This is a genomic window from Shewanella sp., from assembly GCF_047975355.1.
Classification (GTDB): domain Bacteria; phylum Pseudomonadota; class Gammaproteobacteria; order Enterobacterales; family Shewanellaceae; genus Shewanella.
The window spans coordinates 34,800-58,206 of the sequence record NZ_JBKEDJ010000010.1; the positions used below are offsets into that span (position 1 = coordinate 34,800).

Here is a 23,407-nt window from a genome sequence, read left to right on the forward strand (position 1 = left end):
TGTGTTGAGGCCTAGAGCTTTTTTGTCATAAACAGGCTATTGGGGTCGAGCACGTAATCGGCAAAGGGGCCGCACAGCTCGAAGCCAAATTTGGCATACAGGTTACGGGCGGGTTGGAAAAAGGCCATTGAGCCCGTTTCTAAACTGAGGCGCTGCACGCCTGCGGCTTTGGCATCATTGATCAAGTGCTGCAATACCTTAGAAGCAATCCCCTGTTGTTTGTAGGTGGCGGCGGTACGCATCGATTTGATCTCGGCGTGCTCGGCATCTAACCATTTTAGTGCACCGCAGCCCGCCAGATTTCGGCCATCCCACAGTGTCCAAAAGCGAATATTGGGTTGGCGCAGGCCATCAAGGTCTAATGCGTGCACACTCTCCGGCGGCGAGGTTGCTCGCATATCTTCAAGGTGTTCAGTTAAAAGTGCTGCAATTTCAGGCCCTTTAAGATCATCTAGTATTATTTTCATTGTTGCTCTCAAGATTAAAATTCCCTGTGTTGTCGCTTATCCATCATAGCGTTAACGTGCTTGGTTGTTTTTAGGGTTAAAACGCTGCGGTGACTAAGCAAAGGGTAGGCCAACATTTAGGGAAGAGGTTGATATCAGTCTTTATAGCAAGAGAAATAACTTCCTGTTTTATTTGCTTTCTTTTCTATAGACCTGGTAAATGCTAGAAAAATCGCCCCTAGATCTTTCCCAACTTAGTTTGGATTTTTAGATAAAATCAAAGTCGTGGGGTTTCACCCCACACCCGACCAAGGAGGACTGCTCGTCCTATCCTCCTTGGATGCTCCAAGACGCCCCTAACGGAGTTGAAAGCCCCTTGTGCTCATAGCCAAATTTGCTATCGCTTCCGAAGGATGCGTCCCTGCACCTGCGAAAGCTAGCTCGCCATCCATGGCGAGACTCACGCAATTTGTCTATTCGCCCTGCGGCAACTCCGAGGGGATGGTGTACTCCTTTGATTTCAGTGTTATTTGAGCGTTAAATATCATATAAAAGAGAAACTAATTAGGAGATATTGATTGGCAGTAACATTGAGCCGCAAAGTATACAAAATATGGAATAAAAACTCATGAACGACTCTACATCTTCACTAGCTTTTTCAACCTGTGCTTACAGGCAAATTCGAGAGAAGCAGGCTGATGCGTTTACGAAGTACTTGGATACTCGAAGTGATGAAAAAGCATATGTAGCGAATCTTAACGGCGCGTGGGGTACGGGGAAGACCTTCTTTGTCGATAATTGGTGTCGTAAACTTGGGGAGCAAAGATATGTTGCGATCAAAATCGACGCATGGGAATCTGATTATCTAAACGATCCACTTGCCCTTGTCACCGCTGAACTGTTGACTAAATTAAAATGTCAGAGTGGAATAACAGACTTTTCGGAAACCGAAAGTAAAATATTCAATGCTGGCTGGAAGTTAGCAAAAAACTTTTTGCCAGTAATCACCATGGCTTTAGGTAAACATTTTCTAGGTAGTGAGTTTGGCGATTTACTTAAAGAAATTGGTGTGGCAGTTAAAGATACGGTTAATGATCAAAGTGTATCAAAGAATCGTTTAGGCGAGTTTGGGAGAGAGATATTTTCAATACATAACAAGCATAAAGAGTTTGCCGTTGAGTTTAAAACGGAGTTATCTAATTTAATAAAGCAAGTTTGTGAACTGTCTAATAAAAATAAAGTTTATATTTTTATTGATGAATTAGATCGCTGTCGACCTACATATGCAATTGAAATGCTTGAGGTGATAAAACATTTGTTTGATATTCCTAAGTTGGTTTTCGTGATGTCTACAGATACTAAACAGTTGGAGTGTTCAATTAAGGCTGTTTATGGAGAACAATTTGATTCCGAGGAGTATCTAAGCCGATTTTTTCAAAGGCGGTTAACTCTATCTGAACCAAAGTATTTAGATTTTATCAAGGCGAATAATTTTTTCTCGATAATCGAGTTTAATCCAGTACTAATGTACCCTGCAGTAACTAAAGATGTTGCGTACGAGATAGTCGCACTATTTTGTGCTTTTCATCAGGTTTCATTGCGAAGAACGGAACAACTTTGCGCTAGGTTAGACGCTGCTTTAGTTAATTTACCATCAAACACAGCTTTTTCCTTTATAGAGCTCGTTGGAAGTGTTTTTAGTTACGAACTTTACCCAAAGATCAAGTTGAATTATGTGCTTATGTATCGTTCTGGCAAATATAATTGGGCTGGATGTGAACGCGAGATTAGTTATATCGGCGATCCAAATGGAGATAATGCGCAAAAGGCTCTGGAACAGTACACTTCAGTTTGGAATAATATTGTTAATATTAGAGGACATGCTTGTCAGCCTAGTCATCTTTATAACATGGAACAGGCTTTTCATAGTAACTTAGCAAACTTAATAAGCAAGTTTGATAAATTCGGGAAGTGCGAGTATCTGGAAAGTCTTATTTGTTTGCATCGAAGTAATAAGACTGGTTTTGAAATCTCTACTGAAAAATTAATCCGAAAGATGAAAGATAATGGTAGTGTAAAACTTTTAACCGGAAGTGAGTTTGAGCAATATCTTCATCTGTTTAATGAGTTCTCATAATTAAAATATAATAAGCCTCACACCGTTTAATATATTAGCTTTTAGTTATAATTGTTCTACTTTCAGATTATTAATGTGATTTTAGTCTTTTAAGCTTTCAGATGTTGTCTGTGCTCGAAAGGCAAACCATGGTGATTGGCGAGACGACCGTTCGCCCCATGGACGGGGCGGTCGAGCATCCAAGGATGGACTTGCTGTGTGTCGTTGAGTCAATACCATGGTTTGCCTCACTCCTTGGTGTGTTATCGGGCCTGCATCATGAATAGCCTCACTCCGCGGCATATCGTCGAGCCAGTACAGTAGTTGGCCTCACGCCTACTGCAAATACTTCAGATCTATGAAAGAGGTGGGGCTATTTCAGATGATTTTGGGGTAGCTGTGGTTGACCTAACAGGGCAACGATAAGGATAAAGTCGTCTTCTTTGGTGAAGTAGGCGGTGTGTTTACCAATAGGAAAGTAGAAACCGTTGGGGTAAATATCGTTGCAGTTTCTGCCTAATCCGGGGTTATCGGCTAACATTTGCAAGCCGGATATTAGGCTTTCTTTGTATTTGTGCCACTGTGACTCGGAAAAGTGTTGAAGGGTGTAGTCTTTAATCTTCAGTAAGTGAGCCTGAGCTAACCTACTCAGTTTATAGGGTTTATTATTCATGTGAGTGGTTATAGGGCGTTAAGAAAATCTTCACCATCAACCACATTACCTTTCGCTAAATCTTCTTTAGCTGCGTTGAAGCAGTGCTTAAGGTAATCCGCTTTCATCGCCTCAAGCTGTTCGTAATCGTGGATAGACATGACCACAACCGCATCTTTACTGTTTTTGCTGATCTTGATGGGTTCACGTTGAGCGTTTAGCAGCAATTCACCGAAATTTCGTTTGGCGTCATTGGCGGTTAATGTTTGCATGAGTTAAGCCTCGTTTTGGAAAGACAGTGGCAGTATAGTTTATTGAGCGAAATGGTCAAAATGATTAAATCGTGCGATTTGTGCTAAAGATGGGTTATCTTGATTCGCTTGATGATGATTTGCCTACAAAAGAGATAAAAAGCCGAGATGATTCTCGGCTTTTTGTTAACGATTTTACTCATCCAAAGGGATTAGTAGTACTTTTTCAGATAGCTTTCGGCGTAGCTTTTCAGCTTTTTATTTGGGTTGTTGTTGGCAATATTTTCAATCACTTCGCGGTATTGAGTATTGCCCGATGCCGCGAGGGCTTTGGCCATATTGGCGTAGGTGTCGATGGCTAACTTGTCGTTGCTCATTAAGCGTGGATTTTTCAGCTCAACGCTAAGGCGCTCTAATAGGAAATCATCGTAGTTTTGATCGTCCATTATGCGTTTAGCAGCGAGGCGCATAAGCTCTAAATCATCGCTTTTCAAGGCGTTGGCAAAGGCATTGTTCCTAGGGCTTTGCTCGGCCACATATTGGCTCTTATCCGCTAAGATAGCGTTCCACTTCTTGTATTGCGCAAGATTTTCAAGGGCCTGTGATGCGTATTTTTTTAGTTTCTTGTGGTAGCTGCCATTGACTATGTTGCTGATGGTCGCGCTGTATTTGTCATTACCCGAGTAAGCTAAGCCTTTGACTAACCAAGCGCTGTAGTCGATGGCATTTTTCTCGGTGGCGAGGGGCAGTGATTCGATCAGCTTGGCCTCTAACGCATCGTAAATGGCGGGATCGGATAATCCGGCAATCGTCAGGGCTTCGATGGCTTGTTTTTGCTTAAATTGATTGTCACCTTTAAAAATTTCTTGATAGGTTTCAACCGTGTATTCCTCTGCCCATAGGGGAGAGCTAAATAAGCTGATGCCGAGTAATATGCTTGCTACTAGTGGTTTCATTGGTATGTCCTTATGTCGTTTTCCAGCGTTTAAAAATCAGTGAGGTGTTAATGCCGCCAAAGGCGAAGTTATTGCTCATCACATAGTCGGTGTCGAGCGCACGTGGTTCGCTACGAATGTAATCGAGAGCGGCACATTCTGGGGCGATATTGTCGAGATTGAGCGTCGGGGCAAACCAGCCCGCATTCATCATCTCGATACTCACCCAAGCTTCTAACGCGCCGCAGGCGCCTAAGGTATGGCCTGTGTAGCTTTTAAGGGATGAAATCGGCATATCCGCACCGAAGACGGCATGGGTCGCATGGGTTTCGGCAACATCACCGCGGTCGGTCGCTGTGCCGTGGGCATTTACATAGCCAATGGCATCGGGCGTGAGCGCCGCATCCTTAAGGGCTAAGCGAATGGCGATTTCCATGGTATCGCTATTGGGCTGAGTCACATGCTGGCCATCGGAGTTAGTGCCAAAACCGACGATCTCGGCGTAAATTTTCGCGCCGCGCGCCATGGCATGTTCTAACTCTTCGAGTACCAGCGTACAAGCGCCTTCACCAATCACTAAACCGTCGCGATGGGCATCGAAGGGACGAGGCGTTAACTCAGGGGTGGCATTTTTGGTGCTGGTGGCAAATAGGGTGTCGAATACCACGGCCTCGGTTGGGCAGAGTTCTTCACCGCCGCCCGCGAGCATTAAGGTTTGTTGCCCGTATTTAATGGCCTCATAGGCGTAGCCTATGCCTTGGCTGCCCGAAGTACAGGCACTGCTGGTGGTATGAATGCGTCCCTTAAGACCAAAGAAAACCCCCACGTTTACCGCAGTGGTGTGTGCCATCATGCGGATATAGCTGGTGGCGGTGACGCCTGACATATCGCCAGTTTTCAGCATATCGCCAAAGGCGACCAGCGGATCAGTACTGCCAGTGGAGGAACCATAGGCAATGCCCATTTCCCCCGAGGTGACGATAGGATCGTCCAAGAGTCCAGCATCTATCAGCGCAAGTTCGCTGGCGCGAGTCGCCATAATCGAGACGCGTCCCATGGAGCGGATCTTTTTGCGGGAATAGTGGCTCGGCACCTCAAAGTCAGTAATGGGCGCAGCAAGGCGGGTGTTTAGTCCGTCGTATTTGTCCCATTCCGCCATCGTCACGACACAGTTTTTTTGTGCCTTAAGGCTGCTTGCGATACTTGGCCAGTCATGGCCTAGGGCGCTGATGCCACCGATACCGGTAACGACGACACGTCTGCCTAGGGGATTGCGCTGCGTCATTTAGATCATGCCTCCATTCACCGAAATTACTTGGCGCGTGATATAGGCGGCATCGTCCGACATTAAAAAGGCAGCTAAAGCGGCGATTTCATTCGGTTTACCCATGCGTCGCATCGGCACTAACTGCTCGACCATATCCTTAGGAATATCCGCCACCATATCGGTTTCGATTAAACCTGGGGCGATACAGTTGACGGTGATCTTACGTTTGGCCAGTTCTAGGGACAGCGCCTTAGTGGCGCCAATCAACCCGGCCTTGGAGGCGCTGTAATTGACCTGACCACGGTTGCCCGCAATGCCTGACACTGAGGCTAAGGTGATGATGCGGCCGCCCTTGCGGCCTTGTACCATGGGCATAACGCAGGGATGAATCACATTATAAAAACCATCGAGGTTAGTGTGGATCACGCTGTCCCACTCGGTTTCGCTCATCGCTGGGAAGGCATTGTCACGGTTGATGCCCGCATTGAGTATCACGCCATAATAGGCGCCATTGGCTTCGATATCGGCCTCAATGGCGGCTTTTACGGCGGCGCGGTCGGCAACATCAAACTTTAATAGGCTGACGTTCACCCCAAGGGCGCTAAGCTCTGCGGCGCTGGCATTGGCTGCGGCCTGATTGCTGTGATAATGCAGCGCGATATCGTAGCCCGCCGCGGCCAGTTTCAGGGCGATGGCTTTGCCAATACCGCGGCTCGAACCTGTGACTAATACTCTGTTATTCATCTTTATTTCTCCACCCGTGATGCTTGATGATGAGTTGTTTATGCATCAAAGGGCTAAATCCTTTTGTAGTGCGACTGACGTTGCGTCGGTTTAAAGCTTGGCGCTTGTGAGCGCCAATTCAGGCATTAAGCCTGACTGGAGGCGATATACGCTTGGGTGTCCTGGGGTTGGAACACGTTCACATTGGCCTCGGCCACGAGTTGTGGTGTTTGCTCCGCTCCCGCCTCGGGCAACAGATAAATCTGGCAATCGAATACCGCCAGTCCCGACTCTTCCTGATAGAGGCGTTTAACCCGAGTGCGGTAGCGGCGATTGAGTTCGTACTGCGCTGTGTGCAAGGCTAATTTACGCGATCCCAATAAAAAACCCACTCGGATTTTATCGTGGCGCAGTTTGGCCTCGACGCCAGCGAGGGCAGCGATGCTCTGCGCCATGTATTCGATACCCACATAATTGGGAACGGCCTGACGTTGCTCGTCAAAATAAGCACTCTGAGGGGTGATCATCACTTCGGTTTCGAGCGCATCCTGCTGATGGCGAATAATCTTATCAATCAAGATCATCGGCGCGCGGTGCGGAATAAAATCAGCAATATTCTGCTCGGCTAATTGTTGCAGCCACATCGGCTCGGCGGTTGGCATTGCAGTATCGGTAAAACTGGACATAAAACTTAAGCCCCTTTACGGCAAAAAATCAGGCTGGCATTGCTGCCGCCAAAGGCGAAGGAGTTGCTCATCACATAGTTCAGCCTGCCATGCTCGGCGCATTGCTTGGGAGCGACTAAAGCTATGTTGGGATCCTGTGGATCTTGCTGCCCATCAAACCTGTGGGGAGGCAGGGCAAGATGGTGATTATGGGATGAGAGCAGTAAATAACAAAATGCGGCTTCAATCGCGCCCGCGGCACCTAAGGTATGGCCGACCAGCGGTTTGGTTGAGCTTGCGGGTGGCGGCGTGTTGCCAAATACCGAGGCTACGGCGCGGCTTTCCATCGCATCATTTTTAGGCGTTGCTGTGCCATGTAGGTTTATATAATCAATCTGTTGCGCCGATATCTGTGCATCATCAAGCGCGGCCTGCATGGCGGCAATTGCTCCCGCACCTTCGGGGTGCGGTGCCGACATATGGTGCGCATCGCTCGATTCGCCTATGCCTGCAAGCAATACGTTCGCTTGCGCTTCTCCGAGCACTTGGTTTTCTGCTAGGGTCAGAGTAAATAGGGCGGCGCCTTCACCGATATTGATGCCATCGCGGTTGGCGCTGAAGGGATTGCAATGTCCCTTGGAAACTGATTCTAAGGCATGAAACCCGTTGACTGTCAGTTGGCACAAGCTGTCGATACCGCCGACGATCACCATATCGCACAGCTTGGCCTCGAGTAGGCGTTTGGCGCTGGCAAACACCTTAGCGCTGGATGAGCAGGCGGTCGAAATGGTGTAGCAAGGGCCTTGGAGCTCAAATAACTGGCGTAAAAAATCGCTGGTGCTGCCCAGTTCCTGCTGGAAGTAATGGTAATCGGCGGGGAAGTGGCCGTGTTGATTGCGATAGGCCAAGGCGGCTTCGCCCTTCGAAATCCCAGAGGTGCTGGTGCCTAAGACTACGCCGATGCGGTCGGCGCCAATGTCACTTTTGGCTTGCTCTACGGCGTCGCGAATTTGCAGTGCGGCAACCAGGAGTAATTGATTATTACGACAATCGAATTGAGCCAGTGCGGCAGGTATCGTCGGTAACGGCTCAGTGACGGGCGCGACCAGTGTCGACTCCCCAAATAGCAGGGTGTCGCTGGTTTGCATGGCACTGGTATCGCCTGCAATCAAGCGGGCTAACACCTGTTCGGGCGTTTGCCCTAACGGGGTACACAATCCAATCTGTGTAATGGCGACTCTGTTGTTCATTGCTGCTTGCTATACCTATTGCCTTTGATGTGAGCAAGGCTAAAAGCTCATATCGATTGGCTGTTAACGGGTGTCTATGGCATTGTCAAAAGACGATTAAATGGGTTGTATCTCTAACTCAAATTTTGCCTGTGGCATGGTCAAATTAATGTGCGCCTGCCAGAGAGCATCGTTGGTCTGTTGCTGATAACGGATCTGTATCACTTGAGTCTGATTATCACTGCGACTGATCAGCGTGTCTTGGCTATAAAACTGGCGACAGGGAATTGCGTCACACAGTCCTGTCACTAACTCGCCGCCCTCTAAATGGCTTTTAATACTCTGCTCCGGCCAATAGATGAGTTGCATCATCGCCATCAGGTATTCGGCCTTAAACTCATCCCCTAGCAAGAGACTCTGTTCACTGCTGAGTGTATTCCCATCGTAAACTAAGGTAAACAATGCCTGCCCAAGGGGCGCGAGCCCGACCAGCGTCATCCGTTCCCCTTCGAGTTCGAGCTGGGTGAGTAGCTCGTGGGTGTTATCGCCCACCTTAATGCTCACCTTCTGACTAAAGGACTGGGGCGAGGATACCCCAGCTTTGCTGTCACCTTGCTGACTATTGCCTTGAATTTTAGGATCATTTGTCTGCGGCTTTGTGAGCGGTTTATTCGTTGCAGGGCCAAAATCATGGGGCAGTGGCGCTAAGCAGTAACGCATATCTTTCGCCAAACTGACACAGGTTTGCCGATAGAGCAGCTCGCTGCATCCCATCAAACCTAGGCTGATAAGGAGCAGGGAAAAGGTTGCTATCGCCTTGGGGCGACCTTTGGCGTTAAGGCTTAAGCGCATCGAATTACACCTCGGCTAATTCGCTAACGGCAGGTTCGGCACTGAGTTCGGCTTCTTGCCGACATAGCTCGACCACCATATTCAGGCGTCGCTCGGAATCTTTTACAAAGGGATTTTGCACATCCCAAGCATAGCCCGCCAAAATCGAGCAGATCATCTGTTTGATTTTAGGATTCGGATTTTCGTAAAAAATTACATCTTGGAAGCGACCATCGTACCAAGCCTGCACATAAGTGCGGAAGGTGTTCACCCCTTGCATTAACGGCGCCGAGTACTCGGCGGGCCAATCGACTGTATCGCCATTAAGCTGTTTAAGCACGCATTTCGCCGCCATGGATGCCGACTGCATGGCAATTGTCACGCCCGATGAAAATACCGGATCGAGAAACTCGCCCGCATTGCCCAGCAGGGCAAATTTGTCGGTGGCGAGGCGCGATACGTTGGCGGAATAGCCCTTGAGTGTCGCACAGGGCTGAGCGACCTTGGCATTGGCTAGCAATGCTTTCAGGCCGGGTTCTTCTTTGACTATGGTGAGTAGCTGCTGCTCTAAATCGCCTTCGAGACGCGCGAGTAATTGCGGCTCAGCCACTACGCCGAGTGAGCAGCGGCCGTTGCTGAAGGGAATTAACCAGTACCAAATATCCTGATGCTGTGGGTGTACGCTAATTAAAATCTTGTTACGGTCGAAGTTAGGATCGCTGATGTTATCTTCAACATGGGTGAAGATAGCGCTGCGGGTCGGCAGTGAAGACGGCGTTTCGAGGTCGAGCAGCCGTGGTAATACTCGGCCAAAACCACTGGCATCGAGCACATATTGCGCCTCAACTTGGTACAGCTCGCCCTGCTCGTTACGCACAGTTAAACGTGGTGCGGCAGTTAAATCTATCGCCTCAACGGTTTCACCGTAACGGATCTCCACCCCAAAGCTTGCCGCAGTATCGGCCAGCAATTTGTCGAAGTTTGCCCTTTGCACTTGGAAGGTTGTGCCCGGTCCTGGGGTAAATTTGTCGGTAAAGTCGAAGGTGGTATACACCCCATCGCGTCGGAAGGCGGCGCCATTTTTATATTGGAATCCCGCCGCATTCAGCGCTTCTAACATGCCCGCTTCTTCAATAAATTGCATGCAGCAGGGCAGCAGGCTCTCGCCGATAGAAAAGCGTGGAAAGTGTTGTTTTTCTAGCACTAATACCCGTTTGCCTTGCTTATGCAATAGGCTAGCGGCAATCGAGCCCGAGGGGCCTGCACCAATAATGGCCACATCGACGGAAAGGGAGTGAGACTGTGTGGAGCTTGCAGCGGTAGATGTGGACATTTAAATAACATTCCTTGTAGGTATCGAGACCTTGTTGGTGGTTAAAACCTGACTGGTGGTCAAAATCAATGGCGAAAGTACAAAGGTAAACCCTATGCCGAGGGATAGGGTTAATCCAAAATAATGAATAGCTTGGGTTTGGCTAAAGGCGAGTAAGCCAAAGGCCAATAGGGTCGAGCAGGCGGACATAAACACCGCCATCATCACTGCCTTGCCATGTTGCGCTGCAGAGGCAAAGAACAAACTGTAATCTATCCCAATCCCGAAGACTAAAATCAGCGCCAGCGCATGAAACAAGCTTAAGGGCGAGCCGACTAAGCCTAAAATGGCCAAGGTGAGTACCGCAGCCAGCGCGGGTACTGCGACCACTAGGGTGGCTCTTTTAACGCCAAAGCTCAGGCTAAATAGCAAAAGGGCGATAACGAGCGCCAGCCCCAATAACTTGAGGGTAAGCAGGCGATAATGCCCCATCACGGTGGAGATATCCGCCACCTTATCAATAAGCTGTACCTGCGGATCCTCGGCAAAGCGCGCCTTGAGGGCCGCAATATCTTCAATACCACCAAGCAGCACTATGGCGCCATGGCTATCGTTCCCTAGGTTGGCATTATCAGGACTGATCGTTGGCTCTGTTGAGTGCCCAATCGGCGCTAATTCCTGTGGTGCAAGCCAGAGTGGGGCTAACTGCTTGCCTAGGCCAAGTTCGAAAAAATCCGTCGGGGTGATATAGCTATCCTTGGCGGCAAGATAGGCGGCAGAAAGCTCTGGCGCTAGGCCGTCATCTAGGCCAATGCTGTTTAGCACTGTGGGTAATTGCGACTGGTAAATCTTGCCCTGCAATTGATACGCCGCATCCTGCTTTTGCTTGCTCGGCAGATAACGGCTGAGGCTGACATAGTTGCCCAGCTCTTGCTGTTTAATGGCGGCATCGAGCTGCGGACTTAGGGCTTCGAGTCGTTGCAGTAAGGCTTCTTCGCTGGGCGCGCGCACCAATAAAAACTGGTTATCCGTGCCGCCACTGAGTAATTTTCTGAGCTTGTCTTCAGGCTCAGTCACGCTCGCAGGGCTTTGCTGTAAATGGCGAATATCATCGTCGACGTTAAGCTTGCTGATCCCCAACAGGCAGACTCCCACGAGCACTAAGGCAAACAGACTCAATCCCCATGGCGAGACCAGTTTATTGGAGAATCCGGTGAGTCTCGCAAGATAAGCTTGCGCGAGGGTTAACGGACGCTCTCCCGAAGGTAACTTGCTGTCCGCCAATAATGGATAGGCGAGCACTAACGTCAGGTAGGCGCCGAGTAAGCCTGAGGCGCAGAAAATCGCTACCTGCTGCATGCCGGGAAATGGCGCTAAACCGATACCGACATAGGCCAAGGCACTGGTGATAAACGCGAGTGACACTGTGGGGAAAATATAGGCCACGGTCGCCTGCGCGCTTCGCTCATTATCGCTTAACCGCTCGCAGTAAAAATGGAAGCTGTAGTCGATGGCAATCCCAATCAGGCTAGTGCCAAAGACGAGAGTGAGTAAATGCAGTTCCCCGAACACACTTAAGGTAAAAGTCACCGCCAGCAGCAGGCCGCTGCCTATGGTCACCATCGCCAACAAGAGTGGCATCACGGAACGAAAGGCGAGCCAAACCAATAACACTACGCCAAGCAAAGAGGCGAGGCCGAGGACAGAGATTTCACTCTTAGCGGTATTGGTGGCCTCGATGGCATGGAACAGCGCTCCCGCCTGTAATACTTTAATACTGGGGTATTGCGCGCTGACGGCATTCAGTGCCTGAGTCAGTGCCGCTTGCTGGCGTAATTGCGCATTAGGGTTAAAGGCACTTTCTGTGCCCTTTGCCATCACAATGGCGGCCACGCCTTCACTATTATCAAGACCTTGTTTGGTATCAACACCTTGTTTGGTATCAACACTTTGTGGATGAGCAAGTAAAATCCCTTGGCTTGCGCTCAGCTTCGAGCTGGGCGCAAGGGCGAGCAAATTGTCGGGGAACAACAGCAAAGGATCTTGGGTTAAGAGTTGGCTATTGGCATAACTAAAGGCGTTGTAGAGCTGCTGAGTGGCTGAGGCAATTAAGCGCTCGAGGCCATTATGGCTTAAGGCATCGGTTTGCTCAGGCGTGAGCAGTTTAAAGCGATAGGGGAAATAAAATTGCCCTAGGGCTTCACCCATTTGCAGATCGGCGCTGCGAATATCGGTAAAGGCGGTGTTTTGAGTCTTAAGCTGCTCCATCAGGAGTGTGGCCGCCGCAATCGCCTGAGGCTCATCCTCGGCAATCAGGGCGAGATACACTTGATCGGCGAGTGTCGATTCCACTTGTTCGAGTGCGCGCGCCGTGAGTGCGTCCTGCTGAAGATGGGGCAACATGGCGAGAATATCGCTTTGAACCTTTGCCCCATTTTGCCACAGTTGCAGCGTCCACAGGCTCGCCGCCAGCATTAAACACAACCAAATAGCGAAGCGCCATTTAGTTGAGGTTTGCATCAGGCTATGGCCAATACGCGTGGCAATCTTGGGCGCCATGATTTTGCCTTACTCCCTTGAACCCGCGTCTTTAGGCGTTGTCTGGCTGATGGCATATTGGGCTAACTCAGCCTCACTCAGTGGACCTTGGCGCAGCTCGCTAAAATCGATACGGGTGATATCCTGCGGACTCACACTCGGATTGGCGCTGAGCAGCACTAAGGCGTGTAGAGTATCGCTGCCTTCGAGCACCATGTGGGCGATAGCCTTCTTCATCAGCGGATCTTTTGGGGTTAATCCCAACTGCCAGTTTGCGCTGCCTGAACTTGAGTTTTCTTGTGGCGACTTGCCTTGCGCTAAGGGCTCTTGGGCGAAAAAGTGCAGTTCGAAGTTTGCACTTAAACCCGAAATATCGCCGCCCAGCATGGCATTTACTAGACTCGGTAATAAATCCCCCATGGCCGCTGCGCTTGCGGAAGCATCGGCTTGGCTGATTTGCACTCGCCCTTGGCTATCTTTTTGGATCAGTTGCTTATCTTTTAAAATCAGCAGGGATTCGAAGGGGCTAAGTTGTTGCCAGATAAGCCCTTGTGCCTTGTCGAACACAAACTGGCCTTGGCTCATTAGGGGCTTTTTCAGTACTTTAAGCTGACGCGATTGCACAAAGTGGCCGCGAACCGTCTCGCCAAGATTGAGCTTTTGGCTGAGGGCGAGTAATGCAGCGTTATCTGCGCCTTGAGCGAATAGCGTTTGGTACTGGCTTGCCCCTGTGAGGTTTGAACCAGCTAGGTTGGTATCGGTGAGGCTCTGCGCCTGTACCGATCCAAGCAGCAGTGTGCAGCTTAATAGTAGGCTTTGGCAGAACCATTGCGCCCACTTAGCTCGTGGCCGATTTGTAAAGAGGGCAATCATTCGCTATCCGCCTTTACAAGCAGCGGGGCGATTTTGCTGCGGAATATCTCTGGCGTCACAAAGCACATTTCTTGGCTCGTCATATCCACTGCCGCCTGAATGGTATAGCCCTTAGTAATGCGCTCACCCGTTGCGGTATCACGGATTTGATAATTGATTTTTAAACGATTTTCCCACTCGACTAACTCGGCGCGCACGGTAATGTTTTGCTCGAAGGTGCTGGCTTTAACGTATTTGATCTGCAAATCAATAATTGGCCAAGCGTAGTTCGAGGCCTGCATTTGGCGATAGTTGTAGCCTAACTCGTCGAGCAATTTGCAGCGGGCAATCTCGAAATAACGCAGGTAATTACCATGCCAAGTGATCCCCATCGAATCCACATCGTGGAAAGGGATCTGCATGTCCATTTCTATGCTGAGCAAGGATTTCATCGGCACACTTCCCATTCGCCCGCTTGGATTTTCGCAACGGTTTGGCGCAGCACGGCTTCGAGCGGTCTGTCTTCGACTAATGGCTCAAAATCGGCGCGCACTTGGGCGAGTGTGGTCGCTAGCGATGGAGTCAGCGAAGCTTCGTCTAACTCGTTTTGTGTGATACGCAGACCAATGCCTTGAGTCATAGTGAGCAAGGCCGCGGCGGCGACTTGTTCTGTCAGCTGTAATACGCGCATACAGTCACGGGCGGCGATAGTGCCCATGCTGACTTTATCTTGGTTATGGCATTCGGTTGAGCGAGAGAACACGCTCGCAGGCATAGTGTGCTTGAGCGCCTCTGCCGTCCAGGCCGAAACGCCGATTTGTACCGCCTTAAAGCCATGGTTGATGGCGCGGCGTGGCCCTGTTGAACCCGAGAGATTAGCGGGTAAACCGTTGTTAAACTTAGGGTCCATCACTAATGCCATTTGGCGGTCGATGAGATCGGCGATGTTGGCTACAGTGTTTTTTAAGGAGTCCATCGCAAAGGCAATGTGTCCACCGTAGAAATGGCCGCCATGGAGAATATGCTCGCCTTCACCATCGACTATGGGATTATCGTTGGCGCTGTTAACTTCGGTTTCGATAAATTGGCGCATAAAGGGCAGCGCATCCTGCAATACGCCAATGATGTGCGGCGCGCAGCGGATGGAATATCTGTCCTGCAGACGATCTGAATTGCGGGGGTGAACATGGTGGTTCAAATCTTCCCGTATCCAAGTGGCGATTTGGTTTTGTCCCGGATGGGGTTTGGCGGCAGACAGAATATCGTCGAAATGGTTCGAGTTACCTTTGAGGGTTAACGACGCCATGGCGGTAATGCGGCTGGCTAAACGCGCTAAATATTGTGCGCGATCAAAGGCTAAACAGGCTAATGCCGTCATCACCGCCGTGCCATTCATCAGGGCTAAGCCTTCCTTGGGGCGCAGCACATGGGGCGTGATGTTCAGCTCGCGGTAAACCTCTTGGGTGGCTCTGCGCTCGCCCTTATAAATCACTTCGCGCTCGCCGACTAGCACGGCGGCCAAGTAAGACAATGGCGTTAAGTCACCGCTGGCGCCGACCGAGCCTTCCTCTGGGATCACCGGCACAATGTTGAGATTGAGCAAGTTTTCGATGCGTTTTAACAGTTCATAGGTCACGCCGGATTTGCCAATGGCGAGGGAGTTTAAACGGCAAGCCATTACGGCGCGCGCCTGCATGACACTTAATACTTCACCTAGGCCACAGCCATGGAAGCGGGATAAGTGCAGTGGCAACTCATGGACTAAGTCGAGACTCACGTTGACAGTGCAAGAGTCGCCATAGCCAGTGGTGACTCCGTAGACCACACCTTCTTCGTGTAGCAGGCTGTCGATAAAGCGGGCGCCCTTTTGGATATACGCTTGGTAATCGGCATCATCACAGAGTTTGACTTTAGCACCCTTAGCAACGGCGACGACTTGCTCTAATGTGAGTAACTGACGGCCAAATTCGATTGGCGACTCAGCGGTTGTCGTGTGAGTAACTGCGTGGCTCATAAATGCTCTGTCCTGTCTGTAGTGCGCTCCTGCTCCGGGAGTGCTGCTGTCGTTTGTGGGGCGGGTGTCGCGCGGTTGACCTTGCTATCGTCCCGCCAAAAATCAAAAAAGTTAAACCACTGCAAGGGCTCACGTCTTGCGTAGTGTTCGAGGCGTGAGCTGTAGTTATGCACTGCCTGTTGTAGTCGTTCCATTCGCCCTGCACGTGGCCCTTTGAGGCTGTTGCTAAAGTGCTCTAAATGCACGCGATATCGCCCTTGTTCGCGCAGGCAAAACATCAAGTACACTGGGCAATCCAACAGGCCGGCTAGAATAAATGGCCCCTGCGGGAAGGCTGCCTCTTCACCCATAAATGGCGCATATACCACGCGTCCTTGGGAGTGGGATGAGGTTCTATCGCCAGCAATCACCACTAGCTCACCGTCTTCAATCTTTTGCTGTAGCAGCATAGAGGTGGCGGGATTAAGCTCGGTCACTTGGATCAAATTCAGCGTGCTATCTGGGTTTAATTGCTTGAGCACATTATTAAAGTTTTCTGCATGGCTAGTTAACACCATGACATTCACTTTGATCTTGCGCTGGTGGATTGAAATCGCGCGGCACAGCTCGAGGTTGCCTAAGTGGGAAACCAATAACACCGCACCTTTGCCGCTTTCTAGCTGATCGGCCAGCACTTGGCGGTCGGGAAAATCCACTTGGCTTAATTGAATGCGGTCGCACCAGGCATCGATTCTATCTAGCGCCGCATTACCAAAGGCGAGAAAGTGATTCAGGCTGTCGCGCCAGCCAACGGGCTGATTCAATTGGGGATGTTGCGGTTCGAGACGTTGCACGCGGCGCAGAAAATCCAAAGAGGCTTCACGGCTGACTTTGCCCGTCAGGAAGAAATAGCAAATCACCGGATACATAATGGCGCGGCACAACCAATGGCCGCCGAAACGGTAGCTTTCGACCAACAGTTTTATGCCCCAATAACTGCCGCGCTCCTTCATCCCCGACCAATGGGTTGAGGTTTTATCCTTCTGGGGCGATTGAGCCTTCTGTTTACGGCGCAGCAGTTGTGGCAGGCGCTTTAACATGCCGAAAAATAATCGGGTGTGCAGCTTAGTGATGCGCACATTGTCGGCCACACCTTGAAAGTGGCTGACGCCGTTTTCGGGATAAATGACCTTAGTGGGGTGAAACAGAATTTCCACCCCTTGCCAGTAGAGTTTGACTAGGATTTCGATATCAAAATCCATCCGCTCCGTGAGGGCGTGCTGGCTTAATAGACGCTCGGTGGCGGCTAAGGGATACACCCTAAATCCGCACATAGAATCTTGAATATCAAAGCTTAAGGTTTCGACCCATACCCAAAAGTGGGTGAGGTAACGGCCGTAGAGTCGCCCCTTGGGGACGGACTCATCGTACTCTGGCTTGCCCGAGATCAGCGCATCCGGCTTGGCCTGTGCCTTGGCGAGCATGGCGGGGATATCACTTAAATTATGCTGGCCATCGGCATCGACCTGCAGCGCATGGGTAAAGCCATCGCGATAGGCACGGCGAAGCCCCGTCATCACAGCCGCCCCCTTACCACGGTTGTAGGGGTGTTGCAGTAGCGTCACCCAGTCGTGTTGCTCCGCCAAGGATTGCAGCAGATAGCGGGTCTCATCGTTGCTGCCATCGTCAATTAAATAGCAGGGCAGATTGAGGGCGGCGAGCTCGGCCAAGGTCTGGGCGATCGCGGCGCTATGATTATAATTGGGGATCACCAGTGCTAACTTGATTGGCGTAACGCCCATTAAATCACTCGGCGGGACTAGCATGGTGTCGCTCATACCGTCGCTCACAGGGACGCTCCATCATCTTGCTGACTCGCAAAGCTGATACGCCCGGAGGCATAGCGGTGGTCGCCATCGCTGTAGGCAAAGGTTAACTTCTCTTTGGCGGCATTATGGCTAATGGCTAAGGTCACTTCCTGCCCTGGCAGAATAAGCTGTTGAAACTTTAGCACTTCTAAATTAGCGACCGCAGTGTTGTAACCAAAATGCTCGCAACCTAAGCGCACGGCCCAATCGAGTTGGGTCACGCCGGGGAGTACGGCTTGCTCGGGAAAATGGCCGTTAAAATACTCGAGATCGGCGGCCACGAGTAGGCGTAATTCAATACTATCAGTGCCTACCTGTGATGCGAGGATCGGCGGTAAACTCGACTTAATCATGGTCAAATAACTCAACTAACTGGGCGGTGACACGCTTACCCTGAGTGTTTAACGGTAAGGTTTCGGGGTAACGCCAGCGGCGCGGCAAGGTCACGCGCTCGAACTGTGTCAGTAGATGCGCTTTTAACGCGTTGTTGATACTGAGTTTTCCCTGCTCTTGGTGCACGCTTCGGCCCAATGGCGATAGGGTAATCACCGCCCCTAACTGGGATTTAAACTGGGGCAATACGACCAAGGCGGCCTGCTCGACATAGGCGTGGCTACAGAGCAAGGTCTCCATTTGCGCCAAAGAAAGACGTTTTTCTTCAATCTTAACGATGCGGTCGAGTCTTCCCTTGAGCCTGAATTGGCCATTGGCCGTCGGCTCGATTTTATCTTCGCAACGTAACCATTGATCGTCGGCCAAATAGGGTGACTTCAGCAGCAGGGCACCATCGTCAGCGTCTTGGTCTATGGTAATTTGTTCAAACACTTGCCATGGTTCGTCGGCCTCGTGTTGACGACGATAGGCGATACCGCCGGTTTCGGTGCTGCCGAATATCTCTATGGGTAAATGGCCATAGCACTGGGCAACCCCTTGGGCGGCGGTGAAACTTAACGGCCCGCCGGAGCTGAAGACTAAGCTGGGTGAGCGCAGTTGGCGTTCGTGTTCTAGCGCCTTAGGCAAACGGGATAATTGCGCAGGGCTACTGATCAGGCACAGGTTTGGTAACAAGGCGGTGTAGTAGCTTAAGGTCTCAGGATATTCGATCTGCTCGCTTAAAAAAGGGCGACTGGCGGCTAATGGCCAGAGGATTTTAAACAACAAGCCGTAGATATGCTGATGGGAAACGGTCGAGACCACACTGCAATGGGGCAAATGTTCGGCGAAGGTGTGCTCGAGCACTGTCACTTCGGCATCGAGCTGCCTTAAGCTCTTGCGAATCGCCTTTGGCTCGCCGCTGCTGCCCGAGGTAAAGAGCACCAGTTCACCAAAGGTGTCGCTCTCGGGCCAAGATTTTGTGGGCAGACTCAGCTCTTTATTCAATAGGATAAAGGCGTGGCTCTCGCACAGCGGTTTGTCTGACAATATGCCTTCAAACTGATGGGTCAGCTCACTCAGGGTACCCGTTTGGGTGTTGGGTGGCAGAATAATTTCCTTGCCCGCCAACAGTGCGGCACATAAACCCACAGCAAACAGATCGCTGGTATCACTCGCCAGTAACCATTTTTGTTCAGGCGCTTGGCGCAGCTGTTCGTAAAAATGCGCAACCTGATTGGTAAACAGGGCACCTGTGACTATGTCATGGTGATTAAAGCTGATCAGTTGTTGGGCGAATGGCCCTTGGGTTAACCAGTTTTTGAGTAGTTGTGTCATGTTTTCTTCAACCAAAAGCTGCGATATAACCATTCCCCACCGAGGAGCAGTCCCATGAGTACGTATGCAATCAAACCGTTATACAAGGTCCAAGTTGCTAGGCTGGTAAACGCGGCGGTATAGGCCGCCACAGTGCCGTTTAGGATAAATAGGCCACACCAAAGCAGGGTGACTTTTTTAAGATAACCTATGGCTTCATCCGGCAAATCGGGCTCTTTGAGCCGTGCGAGCCGCTCTATCATGCTAGGACCTTGGTATAGCGAGTAGCTAAATAGGGCTAACATGGTGAGGTTTATCACCACTGGGTAATACAAGAGCCAGTCGCTGCGTTTGGCGACAAAACTGCCCGCTGTGAGCCCAATCCCCACAAGCAAAGGCAAAACTAAGGTTTTAACCTTTTGCTTTTGCAGCATTAAACGCACAACCAACAAGAGGCATAGCACTAAGGCTATGGTGCCTGCTGGCAGATAATTCAGTCCTAAATACACGGCGACTGGATAAGCAATCAGCGCGAGTGCGGTTAGTACTTGTAGCAGGACACGCATTAGTCTTTAACTAGGCCTTCAATGGCGTTAACCACATCGTTGACTGTGCGTACAGATTTAAACTCGTCGGGCTGAATTTTCTTGCCTGTGAGCTGCTGCAGCTTAATCACTAAGTCGACTGCATCTATGCTGTCTAGATCTAACTCTTGATAGAGATTCGCCTCTGGCGTAATAGCATCGGCATCGATTTCAAACTCATCCACCAAAATCGTGGTCAACATAGCGAGGATTTGTTCGCGGTTTTGCATCTTCCTCTCCTACGGACGTTGTGATTCGATGAAGTTAGCTAGGCTGGCGACGCTGTAAAAATGCGCCTTAGTGCTATCCGAGTTGGCTTCGATTTTCACATCAAATTTTTTCTTGATGGCTAAACCCAGCTCGAGCGCGTCGATCGAGTCGAGTCCAAGTCCCTCACCAAAGAGCGGTGCATCTGTGTCGATATCATCAATACTGACGTCTTCTAAGTCGAGGCAGTCGATGATTAGCTGTTTAATTTCGTTGTGTAAAGTCATAATTATTTTCGAGTTGTTGTTGATAGTATTGTTCAAGATCCCGGGTTAATTGCCGAGCCATTTTTGCATGCTCACCCAAAGGTGCTTGATAGTTTTGGTGAGAAATTGTGTTACCGATTTCGACAGCCATTCCCATGGTTTGCCTTGGGATCTCATACCAAGGTTGTTCCTTTGTCAAACCTCGCACATTAGTGCGCAAAACCACAGGTAAAATATCGGCTTGGGTGCGAATGGCGATATTGGCAGCACCGCGGGCGAATTCGTTAATGCTGGCACCAAATACTGTGCGTGTGCCTTCGGGGAAGATAATTAAATTGGTGCCACGGGAGAGCACTTCGCGGCAATCTTCGAGCATCAGTTCGGCGCCGCGATTGGGAATATATCCTGCGCAGGATACGACTCCGCGTAAGAAGGGATTGCGCCACAGACCCTGTTTGACGATACAGCCCGCATTGGGCATCAAGCTTATCAGCACTACCACATCGACTAGGCTTGGGTGATTGGCGATCACTATCATGCCCTTGGCATTGCGTAAAAGCTCAGCATTATGAGTGCTGACTCTGATCACCCCTGCCCAAGTCAGCATGGCTACAAAGCCTTTAAACATAGTGTGCACGGCCTTTTGTACCCGGATTATCCGTTCCTCGGGTGTGCCTGGCCAAAAACGCAGCAGAGGCAAGATGGTTAACGAGCTTAACAGTCCACCTAGGCCAAAGGCGATGTAGCAACTGACGCCGCCGAGCCAACGGGGGATATAGTTGATTCCCGCGCGGCGTTTTTCAGGCAGCGTATAAGCGACATTAAATTCAGCATTGTGTGGCACGGGATTAGGCATGCGCTAGGCTCCAGTGCCAGTGCGACAAGCAGCCGGCAATATCCTGTGAGGTTGCCAGCGCGTGGATCAACATGCCATAGGATAGCGGTGTGGCGTTTTGTTGCTGATCGGCTGTCAGTTGGCTTAGGGTGAGGGTTACGGTCGCATTTTGATCGGCAGGTGCTAGGGTAAATCCTAGGGCTAAGGGCAACTCAAATTCTTGGGTATATTCATCGTAGACTGGCGGGACGGGATCATCGCCAAACACCAATAGCAGTGGCTCTGCCGATTGGTGCAACTGGGCGTAGGCTTCCACCATGGCCTGGGAGAGGGTTTCTGTGCCCGCGGCAATTGAGGTCGAAGGGGCAGTGTTATTGGTCAAAATGCCAAAAATACCGCTGCTAGTGTTGTGCACTGACTGACTAAAACCTAAGGGAGAAAGTGGTTGTTTTTCAATAATATCTTCGAGTAAACCAATGGTACGATGCAGTTCGCCGTGGCGAGAAGCAAATATCGAGCGACAATTAGAGGCCGCCTCACATTGAAAACAGACATCCAGCATCATTTTGGTTAAGCGACTAAAGCGCCTACGCTGCATGGCGGGGACTTGGGGAAGTACAGGGGAAATACCCTCGAGGTCATCTTTGCTCGTGTCAGCCGAGTGCTTGCACCAAGTTTGCCAGTCATCATGATGTGGATACTTTGGCGCCCATGCGCCCCAAGATAGGATGCTGAATCTGAGTTGCACTACTTTGCCTCGACACTATTTAAAGCTGTCTTAGTTATCCCTAACTAAGCGAAAAATATTAATGAATTGATAGGCCTATAGCTTGTCTACGCGTTGGATAAATCGCGCCAATTCCCCGATGAATGTGCGGCTTATTCTACACTAAGTCCTTAGTTTTAATGAAGCCATTTGCATTGTGATGGTTAATAAAATGCAATCAAGCTCCTATTTATCACGCCAAAGTAACATTCGTTTCAATGGTGGCGTTTTGGAAGGCTGAGGATAAAGCGTGTGACTGAACCTGAGTTGAACAGACCTTCAGATCCTATTTTGAATGTAAAAAAGGCGCACGAGGCGCCTTTTTAGATGGGATTATGGCATTACTGCGCGAGTTGATTTTCCAGTTTACGCAGGGCCGCTTTCACTTTGCGGGTGTTTTCTGGCCCCATGCGGATCATCAGTTTTTGCGCGCTCGGTAACGCTTCTAAGTTGGGATCCACGAAGCGATAGTTCACGCTAATTGAACTCAGCTCAATAGGCTCCTCGATGATAGGAGCGGCGAGCATGATTTTAATGGCTTGCAGCATTCTGTCATCGAATTTCGCGTTGCTATAACCCAGTTCAGCAAAGGCTTCATTAAATAGTGGCGTAAGCTGTTTGTAGGTGTGCATTAAGCTGGCTTCATCCATGTTAGCAATCACAGTCGCGTAGGCATCGTATCTGTGGTAACTCTCTGGATTTAAATACACTTTGTCAGTGATTTCAGACACAGTGAACAGTTTTTCTGGGCCTTTGATTGGGCTGACTTTGCGGGCGAGATCGCCCTGCGCTAAGTTATCCACAAACACCACAAACTGACGGGCTAAATCCTGGTTCACTAAGGATGAACCGACCACGTTGTTATTGATGATCGCCAGCGCTTTTTGATGCACAAAGGCATCGCTTTCAGGCAGGCTGGGGACGACTTCTTCAGGTTCTGTAGGCTCTGTTGGTGTGACGGCGGTTTCGGTTTCCGTCGTAGTCGCCGTTGGTGTTTCGTTTTCCACCGGCGTGGCTTCAGGCTCTGTGCCTGTCTCGAGAGTCATAGGTTCAGATGAAGGCGGCTCGGGCAGCACTATGGGCGCATTGGGGATGAGCTTAGGTGAGTCATCTTTGGTGTAGTAATAATAACCTCCCGTAGATAGCAGGACGACGAGCACAATCGCAATCAAGGCAAAGCGATTACTGCTAGAGGAGGTTTCTTGAGGTGTAATTCTATCATCTTGATTAACTTGCATTTTACATCCTTCGCTTAAGTGTCAAGGTAACGGGGTGAATACATGCAGCTAACATTTAAAGTGCAAGTGCCGCCGAGTTGTTGGCAGCAGGTTCATTGTGCAAGTTTCCACGCGCTTGTCCATAGCGGTTAGCTGAACAGGCTG

Annotated in this window: 25 protein-coding genes; 2 read left to right on the forward strand and 23 right to left on the reverse strand. The window is 50.1% G+C overall.

Annotated elements, in window-relative coordinates:
- Window positions 1-11: 11 nt before the first annotated feature.
- Window positions 12-467 carry a GNAT family N-acetyltransferase gene (locus ACK5NH_RS04550; RefSeq protein ID WP_011715552.1) on the reverse strand — a complete coding sequence of 152 codons (456 nt, stop codon included), beginning with the start codon at window positions 465-467 and terminating at the stop codon, window positions 12-14.
- Between the two features lie 607 nt (window positions 468-1,074).
- Here ACK5NH_RS04550 and ACK5NH_RS04555 point away from each other — a divergent pair.
- Window positions 1,075-2,583: a KAP family P-loop NTPase fold protein gene (locus ACK5NH_RS04555; protein WP_416917991.1), complete on the forward strand. Its 1,509-nt coding sequence runs from the start codon at window positions 1,075-1,077 to the stop codon at window positions 2,581-2,583.
- Window positions 2,584-2,684: 101 nt separating this feature from the next.
- The gene (locus ACK5NH_RS04560) at window positions 2,685-2,849 is read left to right on the forward strand and encodes a hypothetical protein (RefSeq protein WP_416918027.1); all 165 of its coding nucleotides are present in this window, start codon (window positions 2,685-2,687) and stop codon (window positions 2,847-2,849) included.
- Between the two features lie 86 nt (window positions 2,850-2,935).
- On the opposite strand, the gene ACK5NH_RS04565 is transcribed toward ACK5NH_RS04560, so the two are convergent.
- The 22 genes from ACK5NH_RS04565 to ACK5NH_RS04670 form a co-directional block, all read right to left on the reverse strand.
- Window positions 2,936-3,235 carry a type II toxin-antitoxin system RelE/ParE family toxin gene (locus ACK5NH_RS04565; RefSeq protein WP_416917992.1) on the reverse strand — a complete coding sequence of 100 codons (300 nt, stop codon included), beginning with the start codon at window positions 3,233-3,235 and terminating at the stop codon, window positions 2,936-2,938.
- A gap of 8 nt (window positions 3,236-3,243) precedes the next feature.
- Window positions 3,244-3,486, reverse strand: coding sequence for a type II toxin-antitoxin system Phd/YefM family antitoxin (locus tag ACK5NH_RS04570; protein ID WP_011621139.1), 243 nt, complete (start codon window positions 3,484-3,486; stop codon window positions 3,244-3,246).
- Window positions 3,487-3,677: 191 nt separating this feature from the next.
- A complete protein-coding gene (locus ACK5NH_RS04575) occupies window positions 3,678-4,421 on the reverse strand; it encodes a hypothetical protein (RefSeq protein WP_416917993.1) in 744 nt (247 codons plus the stop codon).
- A gap of 10 nt (window positions 4,422-4,431) precedes the next feature.
- A complete protein-coding gene (locus tag ACK5NH_RS04580; protein ID WP_416917994.1) occupies window positions 4,432-5,685 on the reverse strand; it encodes a beta-ketoacyl-ACP synthase in 1,254 nt (417 codons plus the stop codon).
- The gene (locus tag ACK5NH_RS04585; protein WP_416917995.1) at window positions 5,686-6,411 is read right to left on the reverse strand and encodes a 3-ketoacyl-ACP reductase FabG2; all 726 of its coding nucleotides are present in this window, start codon (window positions 6,409-6,411) and stop codon (window positions 5,686-5,688) included.
- 125 nt (window positions 6,412-6,536) lie between these two features.
- Window positions 6,537-7,076 (reverse strand): hotdog family protein, encoded by a 540-nt coding sequence (locus tag ACK5NH_RS04590; RefSeq protein ID WP_416917996.1) that lies wholly within the window; start codon window positions 7,074-7,076, stop codon window positions 6,537-6,539.
- Window positions 7,077-7,081: 5 nt separating this feature from the next.
- Window positions 7,082-8,305 carry a beta-ketoacyl-[acyl-carrier-protein] synthase family protein gene (locus ACK5NH_RS04595; RefSeq protein WP_416917997.1) on the reverse strand — a complete coding sequence of 408 codons (1,224 nt, stop codon included), beginning with the start codon at window positions 8,303-8,305 and terminating at the stop codon, window positions 7,082-7,084.
- 96 nt (window positions 8,306-8,401) lie between these two features.
- Window positions 8,402-9,136 carry a DUF3261 domain-containing protein gene (locus ACK5NH_RS04600; RefSeq protein WP_416917998.1) on the reverse strand — a complete coding sequence of 245 codons (735 nt, stop codon included), beginning with the start codon at window positions 9,134-9,136 and terminating at the stop codon, window positions 8,402-8,404.
- Between the two features lie 4 nt (window positions 9,137-9,140).
- Complete coding sequence (locus ACK5NH_RS04605; RefSeq protein WP_416917999.1) at window positions 9,141-10,448, reverse strand: NAD(P)/FAD-dependent oxidoreductase; 1,308 nt, start codon at window positions 10,446-10,448, stop codon at window positions 9,141-9,143.
- A complete protein-coding gene (locus tag ACK5NH_RS04610) occupies window positions 10,449-12,986 on the reverse strand; it encodes an MMPL family transporter (protein ID WP_416918000.1) in 2,538 nt (845 codons plus the stop codon).
- 9 nt (window positions 12,987-12,995) lie between these two features.
- Window positions 12,996-13,838: a LolA family protein gene (locus tag ACK5NH_RS04615; protein WP_416918001.1), complete on the reverse strand. Its 843-nt coding sequence runs from the start codon at window positions 13,836-13,838 to the stop codon at window positions 12,996-12,998.
- A complete protein-coding gene (locus tag ACK5NH_RS04620) occupies window positions 13,835-14,269 on the reverse strand; it encodes an acyl-CoA thioesterase (protein WP_416918002.1) in 435 nt (144 codons plus the stop codon). The genes ACK5NH_RS04615 and ACK5NH_RS04620 overlap by 4 nt, the downstream gene beginning before the upstream one ends.
- A complete protein-coding gene (locus tag ACK5NH_RS04625; RefSeq protein ID WP_416918003.1) occupies window positions 14,266-15,831 on the reverse strand; it encodes an HAL/PAL/TAL family ammonia-lyase in 1,566 nt (521 codons plus the stop codon). The genes ACK5NH_RS04620 and ACK5NH_RS04625 overlap by 4 nt, the downstream gene beginning before the upstream one ends.
- The gene (locus tag ACK5NH_RS04630; protein ID WP_416918025.1) at window positions 15,828-17,636 is read right to left on the reverse strand and encodes a glycosyltransferase family 2 protein; all 1,809 of its coding nucleotides are present in this window, start codon (window positions 17,634-17,636) and stop codon (window positions 15,828-15,830) included. Before ACK5NH_RS04630 ends, ACK5NH_RS04625 begins: the two co-directional genes overlap by 4 nt.
- Before the next feature lie 20 nt (window positions 17,637-17,656).
- Window positions 17,657-18,031: a thioester dehydrase gene (locus tag ACK5NH_RS04635; RefSeq protein ID WP_416918004.1), complete on the reverse strand. Its 375-nt coding sequence runs from the start codon at window positions 18,029-18,031 to the stop codon at window positions 17,657-17,659.
- Window positions 18,024-19,388, reverse strand: coding sequence for an AMP-binding protein (locus ACK5NH_RS04640; protein ID WP_416918005.1), 1,365 nt, complete (start codon window positions 19,386-19,388; stop codon window positions 18,024-18,026). Before ACK5NH_RS04640 ends, ACK5NH_RS04635 begins: the two co-directional genes overlap by 8 nt.
- A complete protein-coding gene (locus ACK5NH_RS04645) occupies window positions 19,385-19,933 on the reverse strand; it encodes a hypothetical protein (protein ID WP_416918006.1) in 549 nt (182 codons plus the stop codon). The genes ACK5NH_RS04640 and ACK5NH_RS04645 overlap by 4 nt, the downstream gene beginning before the upstream one ends.
- A complete protein-coding gene (locus ACK5NH_RS04650) occupies window positions 19,933-20,181 on the reverse strand; it encodes an acyl carrier protein (protein WP_011621155.1) in 249 nt (82 codons plus the stop codon). The genes ACK5NH_RS04645 and ACK5NH_RS04650 overlap by 1 nt, the downstream gene beginning before the upstream one ends.
- A gap of 9 nt (window positions 20,182-20,190) precedes the next feature.
- Window positions 20,191-20,445 carry a phosphopantetheine-binding protein gene (locus tag ACK5NH_RS04655; protein ID WP_011621156.1) on the reverse strand — a complete coding sequence of 85 codons (255 nt, stop codon included), beginning with the start codon at window positions 20,443-20,445 and terminating at the stop codon, window positions 20,191-20,193.
- Window positions 20,423-21,280 (reverse strand): lysophospholipid acyltransferase family protein, encoded by an 858-nt coding sequence (locus tag ACK5NH_RS04660; RefSeq protein WP_416918007.1) that lies wholly within the window; start codon window positions 21,278-21,280, stop codon window positions 20,423-20,425. Before ACK5NH_RS04660 ends, ACK5NH_RS04655 begins: the two co-directional genes overlap by 23 nt.
- Complete coding sequence (locus tag ACK5NH_RS04665) at window positions 21,273-22,007, reverse strand: beta-ketoacyl synthase chain length factor (RefSeq protein WP_416918008.1); 735 nt, start codon at window positions 22,005-22,007, stop codon at window positions 21,273-21,275. The genes ACK5NH_RS04660 and ACK5NH_RS04665 overlap by 8 nt, the downstream gene beginning before the upstream one ends.
- Window positions 22,008-22,366: 359 nt before the next feature.
- Window positions 22,367-23,263 carry a DUF3014 domain-containing protein gene (locus tag ACK5NH_RS04670; protein WP_416918009.1) on the reverse strand — a complete coding sequence of 299 codons (897 nt, stop codon included), beginning with the start codon at window positions 23,261-23,263 and terminating at the stop codon, window positions 22,367-22,369.
- Window positions 23,264-23,407: the final 144 nt, after the last annotated feature.

Coding starts and splice junctions, on each gene's coding strand:
- ACK5NH_RS04550 (WP_011715552.1), bottom strand. CDS start 467: ATGAAAATAATACTAGATGATCTTAAAGGGCCTGAAATTGCAGCACTT.
- ACK5NH_RS04555 (WP_416917991.1), top strand. CDS start 1,075: ATGAACGACTCTACATCTTCACTAGCTTTTTCAACCTGTGCTTACAGG.
- ACK5NH_RS04560 (WP_416918027.1), top strand. CDS start 2,685: ATGTTGTCTGTGCTCGAAAGGCAAACCATGGTGATTGGCGAGACGACC.
- ACK5NH_RS04565 (WP_416917992.1), bottom strand. CDS start 3,235: ATGAATAATAAACCCTATAAACTGAGTAGGTTAGCTCAGGCTCACTTA.
- ACK5NH_RS04570 (WP_011621139.1), bottom strand. CDS start 3,486: ATGCAAACATTAACCGCCAATGACGCCAAACGAAATTTCGGTGAATTG.
- ACK5NH_RS04575 (WP_416917993.1), bottom strand. CDS start 4,421: ATGAAACCACTAGTAGCAAGCATATTACTCGGCATCAGCTTATTTAGC.
- ACK5NH_RS04580 (WP_416917994.1), bottom strand. CDS start 5,685: ATGACGCAGCGCAATCCCCTAGGCAGACGTGTCGTCGTTACCGGTATC.
- ACK5NH_RS04585 (WP_416917995.1), bottom strand. CDS start 6,411: ATGAATAACAGAGTATTAGTCACAGGTTCGAGCCGCGGTATTGGCAAA.
- ACK5NH_RS04590 (WP_416917996.1), bottom strand. CDS start 7,076: ATGTCCAGTTTTACCGATACTGCAATGCCAACCGCCGAGCCGATGTGG.
- ACK5NH_RS04595 (WP_416917997.1), bottom strand. CDS start 8,305: ATGAACAACAGAGTCGCCATTACACAGATTGGATTGTGTACCCCGTTA.
- ACK5NH_RS04600 (WP_416917998.1), bottom strand. CDS start 9,136: ATGCGCTTAAGCCTTAACGCCAAAGGTCGCCCCAAGGCGATAGCAACC.
- ACK5NH_RS04605 (WP_416917999.1), bottom strand. CDS start 10,448: ATGTCCACATCTACCGCTGCAAGCTCCACACAGTCTCACTCCCTTTCC.
- ACK5NH_RS04610 (WP_416918000.1), bottom strand. CDS start 12,986: ATGGCGCCCAAGATTGCCACGCGTATTGGCCATAGCCTGATGCAAACC.
- ACK5NH_RS04615 (WP_416918001.1), bottom strand. CDS start 13,838: ATGATTGCCCTCTTTACAAATCGGCCACGAGCTAAGTGGGCGCAATGG.
- ACK5NH_RS04620 (WP_416918002.1), bottom strand. CDS start 14,269: ATGAAATCCTTGCTCAGCATAGAAATGGACATGCAGATCCCTTTCCAC.
- ACK5NH_RS04625 (WP_416918003.1), bottom strand. CDS start 15,831: ATGAGCCACGCAGTTACTCACACGACAACCGCTGAGTCGCCAATCGAA.
- ACK5NH_RS04630 (WP_416918025.1), bottom strand. CDS start 17,636: ATGCTAGTCCCGCCGAGTGATTTAATGGGCGTTACGCCAATCAAGTTA.
- ACK5NH_RS04635 (WP_416918004.1), bottom strand. CDS start 18,031: ATGATTAAGTCGAGTTTACCGCCGATCCTCGCATCACAGGTAGGCACT.
- ACK5NH_RS04640 (WP_416918005.1), bottom strand. CDS start 19,388: ATGACACAACTACTCAAAAACTGGTTAACCCAAGGGCCATTCGCCCAA.
- ACK5NH_RS04645 (WP_416918006.1), bottom strand. CDS start 19,933: ATGCGTGTCCTGCTACAAGTACTAACCGCACTCGCGCTGATTGCTTAT.
- ACK5NH_RS04650 (WP_011621155.1), bottom strand. CDS start 20,181: ATGCAAAACCGCGAACAAATCCTCGCTATGTTGACCACGATTTTGGTG.
- ACK5NH_RS04655 (WP_011621156.1), bottom strand. CDS start 20,445: ATGACTTTACACAACGAAATTAAACAGCTAATCATCGACTGCCTCGAC.
- ACK5NH_RS04660 (WP_416918007.1), bottom strand. CDS start 21,280: ATGCCTAATCCCGTGCCACACAATGCTGAATTTAATGTCGCTTATACG.
- ACK5NH_RS04670 (WP_416918009.1), bottom strand. CDS start 23,263: ATGCAAGTTAATCAAGATGATAGAATTACACCTCAAGAAACCTCCTCT.